Genomic DNA, 14,930 nt, shown 5'->3' on the forward strand with positions numbered 1-14,930 from the left:
GCGGTCAACCTTTCAGAGTTTTTGGACCATCGTGCAAACAGCTCAGAATGTATCTTTCCAGGCCCTGAGTGCAGCAAAAACCATATCGGGCGCGGAGTTATCGGTGCCGGTCCGTTCATCCGCTTTTTCTTTAACGGATGTTTCGCCGGTGCGCAAAAACGGATTTGTACGTTTTTCCAGGGCCACCGTGGATGGCAACGTCATGACCCCGGCTTCCCGCTGAAGGGTCACGCTGGCCAGGCGTTCAAGGGTGTCGGCATTGCCGGGTTCGACCGCGGCAGCGAAGCGCAGATTGCTCAGGGTGTACTCATGGGTGCAGTAGACCTGCGTTTCCCCAGGCAGGGCGGCGAGGCGAGATAGCGAATGGTACATTTGCCTGGGCGTGCCTTCGAACAGACGCCCGCAGCCGGCGGCGAAGAGGGTGTCGCCACAAAACAGCAGGCCCAGGTGATAATAGGCAATGTGCCCCAGGGTATGGCCGGGAACAGCGATGATATCGAAATCATGGCCTAGTACGCTGATGCGGTCGTTGTCCTTGAGGGCCACGTCCCGCGCCGGAATGTTTTCGCTGGCCGGACCGTAGACGGTCGCGTCCGTCGCTTTCTTCAGCGCTTCTACGCCGCCGACATGGTCATGATGGTGGTGAGTGATCAGGATATCGCTCAAGACCCATTGTGGATTGTCCTTGAGCCAGGCCTGCACTGGCGCGGCATCGCCCGGATCGACCACTGCACAGCGGTGGGTTCGGGGATCTTGTAACAACCAGATGTAGTTGTCGGTGAAGGCGGGCAGGGCAGTGATCTGTATCATCGTCGGATTCGCCAAGCGGAAAACAATGGCGCATCTTAGAACTTCCTGGCGCGTTGGAGAATGCAATGACCGATAAAGCGTTCGCTCAGGCTGATCCTGACTGGCTGGCGTTGATCAGCGCAGCTCGTGAGTGGCTGTCCGGGCCCCTCGGGCAATTCCTGCTGGATGAAGAACGGCGCATGCTCGAAGACGAGTTGGGGCGCTTCTTCGGTGGCTACCTGGTGCATTACGGGCCGTCGGCCCAGACGCCGCCGTCGGCGCCGCAGGTGCAGCGCAACGTGCGCCTGGGTGCGCCGTTGCCCGGGGTCGAGATCGTCTGCGAGGAACAGGCCTGGCCCCTGAGTGAGCATGCCGCCGATGTGGTGGTGCTGCAGCATGGGCTGGATTTCTGCCTGTCGCCCCACGGTTTGCTGCGCGAGGCAGCGAGCAGCGTGCGGCCCGGTGGGCATTTGCTGATCATCGGCATCAACCCTTGGAGCACCTGGGGGCTGCGGCATGTGTTTGCCCATGACGGCTTGCGCAAAGCCCGCTGCATTTCCCCCTCGCGGGTGGCTGATTGGCTGAACCTGCTGGGCTTCGCGCTGGAGAAACGCCGCTTCGGGTGCTATCGTCCGCCGCTGGCTTCACCCACCTGGCAGACCCGTCTGGCCGGTTGGGAGCGCAAGGCCGGTGACTGGCAACTGGGCGGTGGCGGCTTCTATTTATTGGTCGCGCGCAAGATCGTGGTGGGCCTGCGGCCGGTCCGTCAGGAACGCCGCGAGCCGATGGGCAAGCTGATTCCGTTGCCGATGGCCAAGGTCAACCGGCGCAACATCGAACCGTGATACTTCCTTTTTTCCGGCCGGGGGTGACCCCGGTCCTGGGCGTCGTCGATCTCCGATGGGCGGGCCACTGCATTTTTCTGGATAGATTGGCATGAGCGATAGCGTAGAACTCTTCACCGACGGCGCCTGCAAGGGCAACCCTGGCCCTGGCGGCTGGGGTGCATTGCTGGTGTGCAAGGGGGTCGAGAAGGAACTGTGGGGCGGCGAAGCCAATACCACCAACAACCGCATGGAACTGATGGGCGCGATTCGCGGCCTGGAAGAACTCAAGCGTTCATGCGACGTGCTGCTGGTAACCGACTCCCAGTACGTGATGAAAGGCATCAACGAGTGGATGGCCAACTGGAAAAAACGCGGCTGGAAAACCGCCGCGAAAGAGCCGGTTAAAAACGCCGACCTGTGGAAGCTGCTCGATGAGCAGGTCAATCGCCATAACGTCACCTGGAAATGGGTACGCGGGCACATTGGCCATCACGGCAACGAACGGGCCGACCAACTGGCCAACCGTGGCGTGGATGAAGTGCGCGGGTTCAAGCAGGCCTGAATTGAGCCCGACTCATGCACCGAGTCGCGGCCTTCGCGAGCAAGCCCGCTCCCACATTTGATCTCCTTGAGCGCAAATCTTGCATTAACCAGCGATCCAGTGTGGGAGCGGACTTGCTCGCGAAAGGGGTGACACGCTCTATCTGAAAGACCCCGACAAGCGTGTTAACATCCGCGCTTTTGCACGATTGACCGATTGAGAGCTGAGCACCCGATGGCCACCAGATCCGTTGTACTCGATACCGAAACCACCGGCATGCCGGTGACCGACGGCCACCGGATTATCGAAATCGGTTGTGTCGAGTTGATCGGTCGGCGCCTGACCGGCCGGCATTTTCACGTGTACCTGCAACCTGATCGCGAAAGTGACGAAGGTGCCATCGGCGTCCACGGCATCACCAACGAGTTCCTGGTGGGCAAGCCGCGTTTCGCCGAGGTGGCCGAAGAGTTCTTCGAGTTCATCAAGGGCGCGCAACTGATCATCCATAACGCGGCGTTCGACGTTGGCTTCATCAACAACGAATTTGCCCTGATGGGCCAGCACGATCGTGCGGACATCACGCAACACTGCTCGATCCTCGATACCCTGATGATGGCCCGGGAACGCCACCCCGGGCAGCGCAACAGCCTCGATGCCCTGTGCAAGCGTTATGGCGTCGACAACTCCGGCCGTGAGCTGCACGGCGCCTTGCTCGACTCCGAGATCCTGGCCGACGTCTACCTGACCATGACCGGTGGCCAGACCAGCCTGTCCCTGGCCGGTAATGCGTCGGACGGCAATGGCTCCGGCGAAGGCGCGGACAACTCCGCCACGGAAATCCGCCGCCTGCCGGCCGACCGCAGACCGACGCGCATCATTCGCGCCAGTGAAGAGGACCTGGCCCAGCATATGGCGCGCCTGGAAATCATCACTAAATCCGCTGGTGGGCCGGCGCTGTGGTTGCAATTGGCCGAAGCCAAGGCTTCGGCGTAGGTCCGTTGACCCGATCAGGCACAGACGACCCATTTCAGTGCATCGCACTCGCCACATCCGCTCCAACCCTCTACCCTGAGGTGATTGGCAGTCTCTGGCCTGCCGCCTCAGGACACTGAGCACCATGTATAAAGATCTGAAATTCCCGGTCCTGATCGTCCATCGCGACATCAAGGCCGACACCGTCGCTGGCGATCGCGTGCGGGGTATCGCCCGGGAACTGGAGCAGGAAGGTTTCAGTATCGTCTCGGCGATGGATTACACCGAAGGCCGGCTGGTCGCTTCGACCCATCACGGCCTCTCGTGCATGCTGATTGCGGCGGAAGACGCCGGCGCCCATTCGCATTTGTTACAGAATATGGCCGAATTGATCGGGCTGGCGCGAGTGCGTGCACCGGATCTGCCCATCTTCGCCCTGGGCGAGCAAGTGACCCTGGAAAACGCACCTGCCGATGCCATGGCCGAGCTCAATCAGTTGCGCGGCATTCTCTACCTGTTCGAAGACACCGTGCCTTTCCTTGCACGCCAGGTGGCGCGGGCCGCGCGCAAGTACCTGGATGGCTTGCTGCCGCCATTCTTCAAGGCGTTGGTGCAGCACACCGCCGACTCCAACTATTCCTGGCACACGCCCGGTCACGGGGGTGGGGTGGCGTATCACAAGAGCCCGGTGGGGCAGGCGTTCCACCAGTTTTTCGGGGAAAACACCCTGCGTTCAGATTTATCGGTGTCGGTGCCGGAACTGGGCTCGCTGCTGGATCACACCGGGCCCCTGGCCGAGGCGGAAGCGCGTGCGGCGCGTAACTTCGGCGCCGATCACACCTTCTTCGTGATCAACGGCACCTCGACCGCGAACAAGATCGTCTGGCACTCCATGGTCGCGCGCGACGATCTGGTACTGGTGGACCGCAATTGCCACAAGTCGGTACTGCACTCGATCATCATGACCGGTGCCATCCCGTTGTACCTGTGCCCGGAACGCAATGAGCTGGGGATCATCGGGCCGATTCCACTGAGTGAGTTCAGCCGTGAGTCGATCCAGGCCAAGATCGACGCCAGCCCGTTGACCCGGGGCCGGGCGCCCAAGGTCAAGCTGGCGGTGGTGACCAACTCGACCTACGACGGCCTCTGCTACAACGCCGAGCTGATCAAGCAGCAGTTGGGCAACAGTGTCGAGGTCCTGCACTTTGACGAGGCCTGGTACGCCTACGCGGCGTTCCATGAATTCTTTGCCGGGCGCTACGGCATGGGCACGTCCCGCAGTGAAGACAGTCCGCTGGTGTTCACCACCCATTCCACGCACAAGCTGCTGGCAGCCTTTAGCCAGGCGTCGATGATCCATGTGCAGGACGGTGGCGCCCGGCAGCTGGACCGCGATCGTTTCAACGAAGCCTTCATGATGCACATCTCCACGTCGCCGCAGTACGGCATCATCGCTTCGCTGGATGTGGCGTCGGCGATGATGGAGGGCGGGGCAGGGCGTTCGCTGTTGCAGGAGATGTTCGACGAGGCCCTGAGTTTTCGCCGGGCGCTGGCCAATCTGCGCCAGCACATCGCCGCCGACGATTGGTGGTTTTCCATCTGGCAGCCGCCGTCGGTGGAAGGCATCGACCGGGTGGTGACCGAGGACTGGCTGCTGGAACCGGCGGATGAGTGGCATGGCTTCGGCGAGGTGAGCGAGGATTATGTCCTGCTCGATCCGATCAAGGTCAGCCTGGTGATGCCGGGCCTGACCGCGGGCGGTGCGCTCAGCGAGCGCGGAATCCCGGCGGCGGTGGTCAGCAAGTTTCTCTGGGAACGCGGGCTGGTGGTCGAAAAGACCGGGCTGTATTCATTCCTGGTACTGTTCTCGATGGGCATCACCAAGGGCAAGTGGAGCACGCTGCTCACCGAGTTGCTGGAGTTCAAGCGCAGCTACGACGCCAATGTCAGCCTGGCCAGCTGCCTGCCTTGCGTGGCCCAGCAGCACGGCGCGCGCTATCACGGAATGGGCCTGCGTGACCTGTGCGATCAACTGCACGCTTGCTATCGCAGTAATGCCACGGCCAAACATCTCAAGCGGATGTACACGGTACTGCCGCAAATCGCCATGAAGCCGGCGGACGCCTATGATCATCTGGTGCGTGGCGAAGTCGAAGCGGTGTCGATCGATGCCCTGGACGGGCGCATCGCTGCCGTCATGCTGGTGCCGTACCCGCCGGGCATTCCGTTGATCATGCCCGGCGAACGATTTACCGAGGCGACCCGCTCGATCATCGACTACCTGGCGTTTGCTCGCACGTTCGACAGCAGCTTCCCGGGTTTCGTCGCAGATGTGCACGGATTGCAACACGAAGACGAGGGCAATGGGCGGCACTACACCGTCGATTGCATCAAGGAATGAGGACCTTTCCCAGTATGCAACCGGTCATGAATCCGAATTACCCAGGGCTGTCGGTGCGCGTGGCCGACGAGGGCTTTGCCGCTTATATCTGGGGCAGTGATTTCAGTTTTGAAGTCGCCGCCTACGGAACTCCCGAAATAGGCCAGCCGGTGGAGCAGTGGCGGGTTACGCCGATCACCCCTTATCGCAAGTGCTACGGCATCGATCCGGAGGAGTTCAGCAGCTTTCGCGACGCCGCCGACAGTGCGATCTTCATGGCGTACCTGGACGACGAGCCCGTGGGCCACCTGGTGATCAGCACCAACTGGAACGGCTTTGCCCACATCGACGAACTGGCGGTGCACGCACCGGCCAGGCGACACGGCGTGGCCAAGGCGTTACTGGATGTCGCGCAGTTCTGGAGTCGCAAGAAGAAACTGCCGGGCATCATGCTCGAAACCCAGAACAACAACTTGGGCGCCTGCCGGCTTTACGAGCGTTGCGGTTACGTGATCGGCGGCATCGACCATCTGCGTTATCGAGGTATTGACCCCAATACCGCCGAAGTGGCGCTGTTCTGGTACCGATTTTTCGACAACCCGCTGGAACACACGATCAGTTCGCCAACATCGCCGCGGCTTGTTCCGTGACGATCGCCAGCAAAGCCTGGATGGCGGCAGACGGATCGGCGTTCTTCAGGCTCAGCGCGTAGAGGCTGACCGGCACGGCCGGTGCCAGCGGGCAGGCATCGAGCCCGGCCCCTTTGGCGCCGAGGGCGGTGAAGGGGTCGACAATGGCCAGGCCTTCACCAGCCTCGACCATGCTGCGCATCATCTGGTGAGTCTGCACCCGGGTCTGTATGACCGGCGCCGGCCGCAGGGCGTGCAGTTTGTGTTCAAGCGCCGGGCTGAGCGGGTCATGCCCTTCCAGTCCCACCATCGCCTGACCGGCCAGGTCCTGCAGCGAGATGTACTTCTGCCTGGGTTGCAGCCAGCCGTGAGGTGCGAGCAGTTGCAGCTTGCCTTGGGCGATCGGCTGACAATGAATATCGGCATGCTCGGGATCGTGCAGGCTCAGGCCAAGGTCGCTTTCGCGCAGCAGCAGGCTTCTGACGATGTCGCGGGTGGGTTGGCTCAGTAGCGTACAAGGCGCATCGGGCAAGCGTCGGCGCAGCGCTGCGATGCTTTGCGGCAATAAGTGCTGGGCCAGGGGCGGGGTGCAGATGATGCGCAGCGGCGGGGCCAGGTATTGCCGCAGGCTGTTGGCCAGGCGCTGCACGGGTTCGAGGGCATCGTAGACGCGGGTGATTTCGACCTGAAGCTCCCGCGCCTCACGCGTGGCCTGCAAACGCCCGCGAACGCTGGCGAACAGCATGAAACCCAACTGATCCTCGGCGTCGCGCAAGATGCGTTCGACTTCGGCCACCGGCAACTGCAGCCATTCGGCGGCGGTGCCCAGGTGACCGGTCTGCAGGAGCGCCTGGATCACTTCGATATGGCGTAAGCGCATGCGTGAAGTCCATGTTCAGCAGGTGAAGGAGTCAGTGACTGAATCCTAACCCAAGTCTGCGCATATGCCTTCTGCTCATAACAACGAGTTATGAAACGACGTTCACCGGTTCGCGGGTGATGGTCACGCCCGATTGCACCAGCATGAATTCGTTTTCATCAAGCTTGTTCACGCGATCGCCAATGGCCAGCTTGTACGTGGTGACGGGCGTGGAACCTGCGAAGCCGTCAGCCGGCGGGGTGGATTCCTGGAACTCATGTACGGAATAAATGCGGCCTTCCGCGTCTCTTGCATGGAACTGACCGACGAGTACTGCTGCCATCTGCTTAGAACCTCTGGAGATAAATCACTCAATGTGCGGTTGGATAGACCGCCACCGTGTAAGGTAAGTTTTCCTACGTAAAAAAAATATAATCAGGGAGCAGATATACCTACGTTCATTGGTTGGATCGTCGCCTGATCATCTATAACTACAGGCTCCTCCCACGGACAATCGAGAGTCTTCCATGAGCAATGTCCATACCATCGCCGTAGTGGTCGGCAGTCTGCGCAAAGCATCGATCAACCGCAAGGTCGCCCTCGCGCTGGCGGAGCTGGCGCCGGCCAACCTCAAGCTGGAAATCGTCGAAATCGGAGATTTGCCGCTCTACAACGAAGACATCGATGGTGCTTCACCGCCGGCAGCCTACAGTACTTTCCGACAACAAGTCAGTTCATCCGACGCAGTGCTGTTCGTCACCCCGGAATACAACCGATCGGTGCCCGCCCCGTTGAAAAACGCCATCGACGTGGGTTCGCGGCCCTATGGCAAGAGTGCCTGGAGTGGCAAGCCGGGTGCGGTGATCAGTGTTTCGCCGGGTGCGGTCGGTGGATTCGGCGCGAATCACAACTTGCGCCAGTCCATGGTGTTTCTCGATGTGCCGATGATGCAGCAACCGGAAGCCTACCTGGGTGGCGCCGGTTCCGCGTTCGACGAGGCGGGCAACCTGTCCGAATCCGTCAGGCCGTTCCTGCAGAAGTTCATCGATGCCTACGGCAAGTGGGTGGAACAGCATAAAAAGCTTTAATGCCTGGGATTACGAAGCGCTGGCCAATCGGCTACAGATCAGCGTCTCCATTTCCGACAACCATGCGACGGTTTGCGCCGCCGCAGGTTGTGCGGTGACGCAATAGCGCCGTCCGCCCCAGGCCATGATGACCCACGCATCGATGGTTGCTGGAGAGGGTTGAACAGGCAAGTCGCTACAGGCGGCGAACGCTTCGCGCCATTTCTGCGACAGTTCGTCGAATACCCTTCGATGATGTTTCGGCTCGGCGATCTGGTGTTCGATGAGCGACACGGCATGGTTGAACAACGGCTGGCGCGCATCAAAGGGATTGCAGGTGATGTAGATCAGGCGTCTGATCCGGGTCGGCCAGTCCAGGTTATTGGCTTGCACCACTGATTCGTCCAGGTGCAGTAACAGGGCATCCAGTTGATGCCGTATGTAACCGGACAGCAACGCCTCCTTGCTCGGGAAATAGTCATACAGGGTGCCAATCGCCACGCCTGCCTCGAGTGCCACTTCCCGGGTGGTCAAGCTCGACCAGCCATTTCTTTGCCAAATCCGAACAAAAGCCTGGTAAATCGCTTCGACGGTGAAAATCGCCCGGGCCTGACTCGGCCGTTTCAGAGGTTTTGCCCGGGGATTGACGGTGGGATCGCCGCCCTTGGAGTTTCCGAACCCGCTCTTCATCGGCTGCCATTACTCTGGTGCTACCCGCCACACTTGCGCAGCTGGAGAGTGAAAAGATGCAAAGTCCAAGTACGGTAACACGGCTGATAACCCGTAAAAACGCCCTTGACCAAAGCCGGATCGAACAGGTGCAACGAAGCCTGATCCCCGCAGCCGGCGAAGTGATCCTGAAGATTGACCGTTGCGCGCTGACGACCAACAACATTACCTACGCGGCCTATGGCAATTCGATGAACTACTGGGGATTTTTTCCTACGGGCTTGCCGGACTGGGGACATGTTCCAGCCTGGGGCTTTGCCGATGTCGTGGCGTCTGACGTGGCGGGTATCAAGGTCGGGGAGCGATTCTACGGTTACTTTCCGCTTGCCAGTCATCTTTGGATGCGTCCGGAGCGGGTCACCGAACGTGGATTCTACGACGGTGCCGAGCATCGACTCGGGCTGACCTCGGCGTACAACCAATACACCCGTTGCAGTTGGGATTCGTACTACAGCCCGGAAACCGAAAACCTGCAGATTCTGCTCAAGCCGCTGTTCCTGACCTCTTCCATGCTTGCGGATTTCTTGCAGGACAAGCAGTTATTCGGTGCAACCCGACTGGTGTTCTCCAGCGCTTCGAGCAAAACCGCCTACGGCAGCGCGGCCTGCCTGGGCGATCATCCCGGGCTGGAACGGGTGGCGCTGACCTCAGCGGGCAATAAAGCCTTTGTCGAGACCCTTGGCTGTTACGAGCGAGTGGTGTCTTACGCGGAACTGGCAAACCTGCCCAATGATCGTCCTACGCTGTATGTGGATTTTTCCGGCGATCTCGAATTGCGTGACCGGGTGCACCGGCAGTTTGCCGGGAAGTTGGTCTATAGCTGCTTTGCCGGCTCGGCACAAAGTACCGATGAGGCCCGGCTTACGGCCATGGAGGGACCGCAACCGGTATTCTTTTTTGCGCCGATCCAGATCCGCAAACGCAATGCCGAGTGGGGGCCGGAAGGGGTCAGTCAGCATATTGGTGAGGGATTGTTGCGATTTTTCCAGAAGGTGAAGGGTGGAGAATCACCGTTGCTGGAGGTGGTGGAAGGTCAGGGGTACGAGGCGGCGCAGGCGGTTATTTCCCGTTTGTTCCATGGGCAGGTTGCACCGGTGGAAGGGCATGTGATTCGGTTGTGATCGAGACGGCCCCATCGCCAGCAGGCTGGCTCCCACAGGGGAATGCATTTCAAATGTGGGAGCCAGCCTGCTGGCGATGGTGTCAATTCAGTCAGCGAAAAACTCAACCCTGGCCCGGCACATTCGGCCAAAGATCGGCCACTAGAAACAATCTTTCGGCTTCCTCCCAATCGCCCAGCGCATTTTCCGTCAGGCGCACCAGCAATTGCGCCGGCGCCAGAGGCTCCAGTTCGCTCAGCCAGGCATTCAGCTGTTCAGCGCTCCAGGCCTGCTCCGCCGGGTAGTGCGCCGGTGCCAGCCAGGCGTGGCGGGGCAGGGGTTGCCAGCGGCCGGGCGGACTCTGGGCGAAAAACGCCGGCCAGTCCTTTTGATGCAGCCAGCGGCCGCGCAAGTGCTGTGGGTGTGCGCCACTGGGCGATTCGGCTTGTCCCGGCCATGGATAGAGCAGATAGCCACCCAGCCACAAATGCGCGCTGAACTGCCGAATATCCAGCGCTGCCAGCACCTCGCGACTCTCCGGGCGCGCGGAGATTGGTAGTTGATGCTGGCTCAGGTGTGCCAGTTTGCGGTCCAGCCGATCGTGGCAACCCGGACCCAGCCACTGCGCGGTGTCCTGTCCGTCGCCGTTCTGCGGGCCGAGGTACAGCTTGATCGCCAGTTCCAGGTGGTGCACGCCGTCGCGATCGCGCAGCAGCATGTCCAGTTCGCCCAGGGTGTGACCTTCGCGACGGATCGGCATGTTGGCGGCAATCAACTCGATCCCCGGTGCATGCTGCACGGCGAACTGCCAGAGTCGCTCATAATAAAGGCCCAGGCGTCGGGTACGGGCCTGGGCCAGCCAGTGCAGCAAGCCGTAACTGTCGCGGTCGAGTTTTCGCAGCCAGTTTTCCAGGTGTTCCGGGGCCTGCACCCAGTCGCTGCCGGCCAGCGGATGACGTTGCGGCCACGGCGTGGCGCACAGCATCGGCGGGGCGAGGATGACCCATGCCAGGTCGCGCACTTCGGGGTGGCGCAACTGGTGGGGTAACTGCAGCAAATCTGGAAATAGGATCATCTTGCGAGCATAGCCCGAATCGTGGGTACACCTTGAAGCTGAAAGGATTTTGTCTATCCCGCGCTTTCGCCCATAATCGTGCTTTTCGCCGTCACAGAGCTTAGGGGCCCCATGGAGCAATTTCGCAATATCGGCATCATCGGTCGCCTGGGCAGTTCCCAGGTGCTGGATACCGTCCGCCGACTGAAACGTTTTCTGCTCGATCGTCACCTGCACGTGATCCTCGAAGACACCATTGCCGAAGTCCTGCCGGGCCACGGTTTGCAAACCTCGTCGCGCAAGATGCTTGGTGAGGTCTGCGACATGGTCATCGTGGTGGGCGGTGATGGCAGCCTGCTGGGCGCGGCCCGTGCCCTGGCCAAGCACAATATCCCGGTGCTCGGCATCAACCGCGGCAGCCTGGGGTTTCTCACCGACATTCGCCCCGACGAGCTGGAAATCAAGGTTGCCGAAGTGCTTGACGGCCACTATCTGGTGGAAAACCGTTTTCTGCTGCAAGCCGAAGTTCGCCGCCACGCCGAAGCCATTGGCCAGGGCGATGCCCTGAACGATGTGGTGCTGCACCCCGGCAAATCGACGCGCATGATCGAGTTCGAACTGTACATCGACGGCCAGTTCGTCTGCAGCCAGAAAGCCGACGGCCTGATCGTCGCCACGCCCACCGGCTCCACGGCCTATGCGCTCTCTGCCGGTGGCCCGATCATGCATCCCAAGCTCGACGCCATTGTTATTGTGCCGATGTACCCCCATACCTTGTCAGGCAGGCCGATTGTGGTCGATGGCAACAGTGAGCTGAAAATCGTCGTGTCCAAGGATATGCAGATTTACCCGCAAGTCTCGTGTGACGGGCAGAACCACTTTACCTGTGCGCCCGGCGACACCATCACCGTGAGCAAAAAGGCGCAGAAGTTACGGCTGATCCACCCGCTCGATCATAACTACTATGAAGTGTGCCGGACCAAGCTCGGCTGGGGCAGCCGGTTGGGTGGTGGAGGCGACTGATGCTCGATCCCGCGCGTAGCTACGACCTGATCGGTGACGTGCACGGTTGCGCTCTGACCCTTGAGCACTTGCTCGACCGGCTCGGTTACCACAAGCAAGCGGGCGTCTGGCGCCATGCCTCGCGCATGGCGGTGTTCGTCGGCGACATCATCGACCGCGGCCCGCGGATTCGCGAGGCGCTGCACATCGTCCACGACATGGTCGAAGCCGGCCAGGCGCTGTGCATCATGGGCAATCACGAATTCAACGCCCTGGGCTGGGTCACCCCGGCGCTGCCTGGCAGCGGCAAGCAGTTCGTGCGCGAACACACCCCGCGCCATGCGCGCCTGCTGCACGAGACCCTGACCCAGTTCGAACACCATCCGGCAGACTGGCATGACTTCCAGCAGTGGTTCTATGAACTGCCGCTGTTCGTCGATGCCGGGCGCTTCCGGGTGGTGCATGCCTGTTGGGACGCCGGCTTGATCGAGCCGCTGCGGGCCTTGTTCCCCGATGGCTGCGTCGACGAGCATTTCCTCCAGTCTTCGGCCGTGCCCGGCAGTTTCGCCTGCACCGTGTTCGACCGGCTGCTGCGCGGCACCGACATGCGCCTGCCCCATGGCCTGACCATGACCAGCGGCGACGGCCTGACCCGCGCGTTCTTCCGCACCAAATTCTGGGAAGACGACCCGCAAACCTACGGAGACATCGTGTTCCAGCCCGACGCCTTGCCCGACCCGGTGGCCCGGACGCCACTGTCGTCCACCGAGAAAGACACCCTGTTGCGCTACGGCATCGACGAGCCGTTGCTGTTCGTCGGCCATTACTGGCGCAGCGGCAAACCGGCACCCATTCGTCCAAACCTGGCGTGCCTGGACTACAGTGCGGTGCTCTATGGAAAACTAGTGGCCTATCGCCTGGACCAGGAAACCCGGCTCGACCCGCACAAGTTTGTCTGGGTCGATGTCGAGCGACCGGAGGTGTTGCAATGAGTACGATCGCAGTCCTGCGCCTGCCGCTGGCGGTGGATCTGAGTGGTTTCGTCAAGTTGCTGCAACGCATGCAGGTGCCGCATCGGGTCAGCGAGGAAGCGGGCGAGCAGGTGCTGTGGGTGCCGGCGAACATCAGCGACGACGTGCGGGTGTTGTACGAACGTTATCCTGAGGGCGATCCGGAGCAGAAACTCGACATTCCGGTGGCACAGTCGACTCGCCGACCGAGCTTCGCCTCGCAGGTCCGCCATGGCAAAGCCACGGCAACGGTGCTGCTGCTGAGCCTGGTCGTCGGCGCACTGACGCTGCTGGGCGATAACCTGAGCACGTTGCGCTGGCTGACGTTTCTCGATTTTCGCGTGGTTGGCGACTACATCCATTTCGTGCCATTGGCCGACAGCCTGGCGGCGGGGCAGTGGTGGCGCCTGGTGACGCCGATGCTGATCCACTTCGGCATCCTGCACCTGGCCATGAACGGCATGTGGTACTGGGAGCTGGGGCGACGCATCGAGTCGCGCCAGGGCAGTGTCAATCTCATCGGCCTGACCTTGTTGTTCAGCCTCGTGTCCAACTACGCCCAGTTCGTTTTCAGCGGCCCGACCCTGTTTGGCGGGTTGTCCGGGGTGCTGTACGGCCTGCTAGGTCACTGCTGGATCTTTCAGATTCTGTCGCCGAACAGCGCCTATCGCCTGCCTCGTGGGGTATTGGCGATGATGCTGATATGGCTGCTGCTGTGCCTGTCCGGACTGGTCTCGATGATCGGCTTCGGCGAAATTGCCAACGCGGCCCATGTCGGCGGGTTGCTCGTCGGATGCTTGACCGGTCTGTTGGGTGGTTTGTACAACCGCCGTAAACTGGCCGCCTAAAATTGTTATGTGATTCAAAGAGCGCGGAGACCCAATGTCCTCTTTTAACGAAATGATCAAGAACATCACCCCGGACATCTACCAGAGCCTGAAACTGGCGGTGGAAATCGGTAAATGGTCCGACGGTGGCAAACTCACCGCCGAACAACGCGAACTGTCGTTGCAGGCGATGATCGCCTGGGAAATCAAGAACCTGCCTGAAGAAGAGCGTACGGGCTACATGGGCCCGCAGGAATGCAGCTCCAAGTCGATTCAAGTGCCCAATATCCTGTTCAAGTCGGATGCCATCCATTGATCGAGATTGGCCGCGGTGCAATCAGTAAAATGTCGGCGCGCCTGGACGGGCCGAACGTGCAATACGCATTTCGCCTGGGCGACGTCGAGGTTCCGGTCAATCCGTTGATCGGCACCACGGTGCGCCTGGAATACCTGGGGGCGATCCACTGCACCCATTGCGGACGCAAGACCAAGACCAGTTTCAGCCAGGGTTACTGCTACCCGTGCATGACCAAGCTGGCCCAGTGTGACGTGTGCATCATGAGCCCGGAACGCTGCCATTTCGACGCCGGCACCTGCCGGGAGCCGGAGTGGGGCCAGACGTTCTGCATGACCGATCACATCGTGTACCTGTCGAATTCCTCCGGAGTCAAGGTCGGGATCACCCGCGCCACGCAGCTGCCGACCCGCTGGATCGACCAGGGCGCCAGTCAGGCACTGCCGATCATGCGCGTCGCGACCCGCCAGCAATCAGGCTTCGTCGAGGACCTGTTCCGCAGCCAGGTCGCTGACAAGACCAACTGGCGTGCCTTGCTCAAGGGCGATGCGGTGTCGGTGGACCTGCCGCAGATCCGCGACCAGCTGTTCGACAGCTGCGCCGAGGGTCTGCAAGGTTTGCAGGAACGATTCGGCTTGCAGGCGATCCAGACGATTGCCGACGTCGAACCGCTGGAAATCCGTTTTCCGGTCGAGCAGTATCCGGCGAAAATCGTCAGCTTCAACCTGGACAAGAATCCGATTGCCGAAGGCACGCTGATGGGGATCAAGGGCCAGTACCTGATCTTCGATACCGGCGTGATCAACATTCGTAAATACACGGCTTATCAGCTCGCCGTGCATAGTTAAG

General features: G+C 60.9%; 17 protein-coding genes. 12 read left to right on the forward strand and 5 right to left on the reverse strand.

Annotated elements, in window-relative coordinates:
* Positions 1 to 42: 42 nt before the first annotated feature.
* Positions 43 to 810, reverse strand: a complete 768-nt coding sequence (gene gloB / locus ACYP2Q_RS01120) for a hydroxyacylglutathione hydrolase (RefSeq protein WP_459728713.1) — start codon at positions 808 to 810, stop codon at positions 43 to 45.
* Positions 811 to 875: 65 nt separating this feature from the next.
* On the opposite strand from gloB, the gene ACYP2Q_RS01125 reads away from it, so the two are divergent.
* The 5 genes from ACYP2Q_RS01125 to ACYP2Q_RS01145 all read left to right on the forward strand — a co-directional run bounded on the left by ACYP2Q_RS01125 (position 876) and on the right by ACYP2Q_RS01145 (position 6,159).
* Positions 876 to 1,634, forward strand: coding sequence for a class I SAM-dependent methyltransferase (locus ACYP2Q_RS01125; protein ID WP_459728714.1), 759 nt, complete (start codon positions 876 to 878; stop codon positions 1,632 to 1,634).
* A 91-nt stretch (positions 1,635 to 1,725) separates the two neighbouring features.
* A complete protein-coding gene (rnhA, locus tag ACYP2Q_RS01130) occupies positions 1,726 to 2,178 on the forward strand; it encodes a ribonuclease HI (protein ID WP_008062270.1) in 453 nt (150 codons plus the stop codon).
* Between the two features lie 213 nt (positions 2,179 to 2,391).
* Positions 2,392 to 3,150: a DNA polymerase III subunit epsilon gene (gene dnaQ, locus ACYP2Q_RS01135; RefSeq protein WP_459728715.1), complete on the forward strand. Its 759-nt coding sequence runs from the start codon at positions 2,392 to 2,394 to the stop codon at positions 3,148 to 3,150.
* Between the two features lie 124 nt (positions 3,151 to 3,274).
* The gene (locus ACYP2Q_RS01140) at positions 3,275 to 5,530 is read left to right on the forward strand and encodes an Orn/Lys/Arg family decarboxylase (protein ID WP_459728716.1); all 2,256 of its coding nucleotides are present in this window, start codon (positions 3,275 to 3,277) and stop codon (positions 5,528 to 5,530) included.
* A gap of 14 nt (positions 5,531 to 5,544) precedes the next feature.
* The gene (locus ACYP2Q_RS01145) at positions 5,545 to 6,159 is read left to right on the forward strand and encodes a GNAT family N-acetyltransferase (protein WP_459728717.1); all 615 of its coding nucleotides are present in this window, start codon (positions 5,545 to 5,547) and stop codon (positions 6,157 to 6,159) included.
* Here ACYP2Q_RS01145 and ACYP2Q_RS01150 read toward each other — a convergent pair.
* Together ACYP2Q_RS01150 and ACYP2Q_RS01155 are read right to left on the reverse strand one after the other, a co-directional pair.
* Complete coding sequence (locus tag ACYP2Q_RS01150; RefSeq protein WP_459728718.1) at positions 6,125 to 7,018, reverse strand: LysR family transcriptional regulator; 894 nt, start codon at positions 7,016 to 7,018, stop codon at positions 6,125 to 6,127. The genes ACYP2Q_RS01145 and ACYP2Q_RS01150 overlap by 35 nt on opposite strands.
* Before the next feature lie 88 nt (positions 7,019 to 7,106).
* Positions 7,107 to 7,340, reverse strand: coding sequence for a hypothetical protein (locus ACYP2Q_RS01155; protein ID WP_459728719.1), 234 nt, complete (start codon positions 7,338 to 7,340; stop codon positions 7,107 to 7,109).
* A gap of 184 nt (positions 7,341 to 7,524) precedes the next feature.
* Between ACYP2Q_RS01155 and ACYP2Q_RS01160 the strand changes: the two genes are divergently transcribed.
* Positions 7,525 to 8,085: an NADPH-dependent FMN reductase gene (locus tag ACYP2Q_RS01160; protein ID WP_459728720.1), complete on the forward strand. Its 561-nt coding sequence runs from the start codon at positions 7,525 to 7,527 to the stop codon at positions 8,083 to 8,085.
* Between the two features lie 9 nt (positions 8,086 to 8,094).
* Here ACYP2Q_RS01160 and ACYP2Q_RS01165 read toward each other — a convergent pair whose 3' ends face one another.
* Entirely contained in the window at positions 8,095 to 8,754 is a 660-nt protein-coding gene (locus ACYP2Q_RS01165; RefSeq protein WP_459728721.1) for a TetR/AcrR family transcriptional regulator, read from the reverse strand.
* 56 nt (positions 8,755 to 8,810) lie between these two features.
* Here ACYP2Q_RS01165 and ACYP2Q_RS01170 point away from each other — a divergent pair, with 56 nt between their 5' ends.
* Positions 8,811 to 9,914, forward strand: a complete 1,104-nt coding sequence (locus ACYP2Q_RS01170) for a DUF2855 family protein (protein ID WP_459728722.1) — start codon at positions 8,811 to 8,813, stop codon at positions 9,912 to 9,914.
* Between the two features lie 103 nt (positions 9,915 to 10,017).
* Here ACYP2Q_RS01170 and ACYP2Q_RS01175 read toward each other — a convergent pair whose 3' ends face one another.
* A complete protein-coding gene (locus tag ACYP2Q_RS01175) occupies positions 10,018 to 10,968 on the reverse strand; it encodes a DUF1853 family protein (RefSeq protein ID WP_459728723.1) in 951 nt (316 codons plus the stop codon).
* Positions 10,969 to 11,079: 111 nt separating this feature from the next.
* Here ACYP2Q_RS01175 and ACYP2Q_RS01180 point away from each other — a divergent pair, with 111 nt between their 5' ends.
* From ACYP2Q_RS01180 to ACYP2Q_RS01200, 5 genes are read left to right on the forward strand one after another with little or no spacing between them, the layout of a single operon-like run.
* Complete coding sequence (locus ACYP2Q_RS01180) at positions 11,080 to 11,970, forward strand: NAD(+) kinase (protein ID WP_433735670.1); 891 nt, start codon at positions 11,080 to 11,082, stop codon at positions 11,968 to 11,970.
* Positions 11,970 to 12,941: a metallophosphoesterase gene (locus tag ACYP2Q_RS01185; RefSeq protein ID WP_459728724.1), complete on the forward strand. Its 972-nt coding sequence runs from the start codon at positions 11,970 to 11,972 to the stop codon at positions 12,939 to 12,941. The genes ACYP2Q_RS01180 and ACYP2Q_RS01185 overlap by 1 nt, the downstream gene beginning before the upstream one ends.
* Positions 12,938 to 13,807, forward strand: a complete 870-nt coding sequence (locus ACYP2Q_RS01190) for a rhomboid family intramembrane serine protease (protein ID WP_459728725.1) — start codon at positions 12,938 to 12,940, stop codon at positions 13,805 to 13,807. The genes ACYP2Q_RS01185 and ACYP2Q_RS01190 overlap by 4 nt, the downstream gene beginning before the upstream one ends.
* A gap of 34 nt (positions 13,808 to 13,841) precedes the next feature.
* Positions 13,842 to 14,102 carry a YeaC family protein gene (locus tag ACYP2Q_RS01195; RefSeq protein ID WP_020799300.1) on the forward strand — a complete coding sequence of 87 codons (261 nt, stop codon included), beginning with the start codon at positions 13,842 to 13,844 and terminating at the stop codon, positions 14,100 to 14,102.
* Positions 14,099 to 14,929, forward strand: coding sequence for a DUF2797 domain-containing protein (locus ACYP2Q_RS01200; RefSeq protein ID WP_274076997.1), 831 nt, complete (start codon positions 14,099 to 14,101; stop codon positions 14,927 to 14,929). The genes ACYP2Q_RS01195 and ACYP2Q_RS01200 overlap by 4 nt, the downstream gene beginning before the upstream one ends.
* Position 14,930 lies beyond the last annotated feature (1 nt).

Source organism: Pseudomonas sp. MHK4, from assembly GCF_054600775.1.

Bases quoted from the DNA above. Each gene is read 5' to 3' on its own strand.
- gloB (WP_459728713.1), bottom strand. From the start codon at position 810: ATGATACAGATCACTGCCCTGCCCGCCTTCACCGACAACTACATCTGG.
- ACYP2Q_RS01190 (WP_459728725.1), top strand. From the start codon at position 12,938: ATGAGTACGATCGCAGTCCTGCGCCTGCCGCTGGCGGTGGATCTGAGT.
- ACYP2Q_RS01150 (WP_459728718.1), bottom strand. From the start codon at position 7,018: ATGCGCTTACGCCATATCGAAGTGATCCAGGCGCTCCTGCAGACCGGT.
- ACYP2Q_RS01195 (WP_020799300.1), top strand. From the start codon at position 13,842: ATGTCCTCTTTTAACGAAATGATCAAGAACATCACCCCGGACATCTAC.
- ACYP2Q_RS01160 (WP_459728720.1), top strand. From the start codon at position 7,525: ATGAGCAATGTCCATACCATCGCCGTAGTGGTCGGCAGTCTGCGCAAA.
- ACYP2Q_RS01140 (WP_459728716.1), top strand. From the start codon at position 3,275: ATGTATAAAGATCTGAAATTCCCGGTCCTGATCGTCCATCGCGACATC.
- ACYP2Q_RS01165 (WP_459728721.1), bottom strand. From the start codon at position 8,754: ATGAAGAGCGGGTTCGGAAACTCCAAGGGCGGCGATCCCACCGTCAAT.
- ACYP2Q_RS01170 (WP_459728722.1), top strand. From the start codon at position 8,811: ATGCAAAGTCCAAGTACGGTAACACGGCTGATAACCCGTAAAAACGCC.
- ACYP2Q_RS01180 (WP_433735670.1), top strand. From the start codon at position 11,080: ATGGAGCAATTTCGCAATATCGGCATCATCGGTCGCCTGGGCAGTTCC.
- ACYP2Q_RS01155 (WP_459728719.1), bottom strand. From the start codon at position 7,340: ATGGCAGCAGTACTCGTCGGTCAGTTCCATGCAAGAGACGCGGAAGGC.
- ACYP2Q_RS01125 (WP_459728714.1), top strand. From the start codon at position 876: ATGACCGATAAAGCGTTCGCTCAGGCTGATCCTGACTGGCTGGCGTTG.
- ACYP2Q_RS01145 (WP_459728717.1), top strand. From the start codon at position 5,545: ATGCAACCGGTCATGAATCCGAATTACCCAGGGCTGTCGGTGCGCGTG.
- dnaQ (WP_459728715.1), top strand. From the start codon at position 2,392: ATGGCCACCAGATCCGTTGTACTCGATACCGAAACCACCGGCATGCCG.
- rnhA (WP_008062270.1), top strand. From the start codon at position 1,726: ATGAGCGATAGCGTAGAACTCTTCACCGACGGCGCCTGCAAGGGCAAC.
- ACYP2Q_RS01185 (WP_459728724.1), top strand. From the start codon at position 11,970: ATGCTCGATCCCGCGCGTAGCTACGACCTGATCGGTGACGTGCACGGT.
- ACYP2Q_RS01175 (WP_459728723.1), bottom strand. From the start codon at position 10,968: ATGATCCTATTTCCAGATTTGCTGCAGTTACCCCACCAGTTGCGCCAC.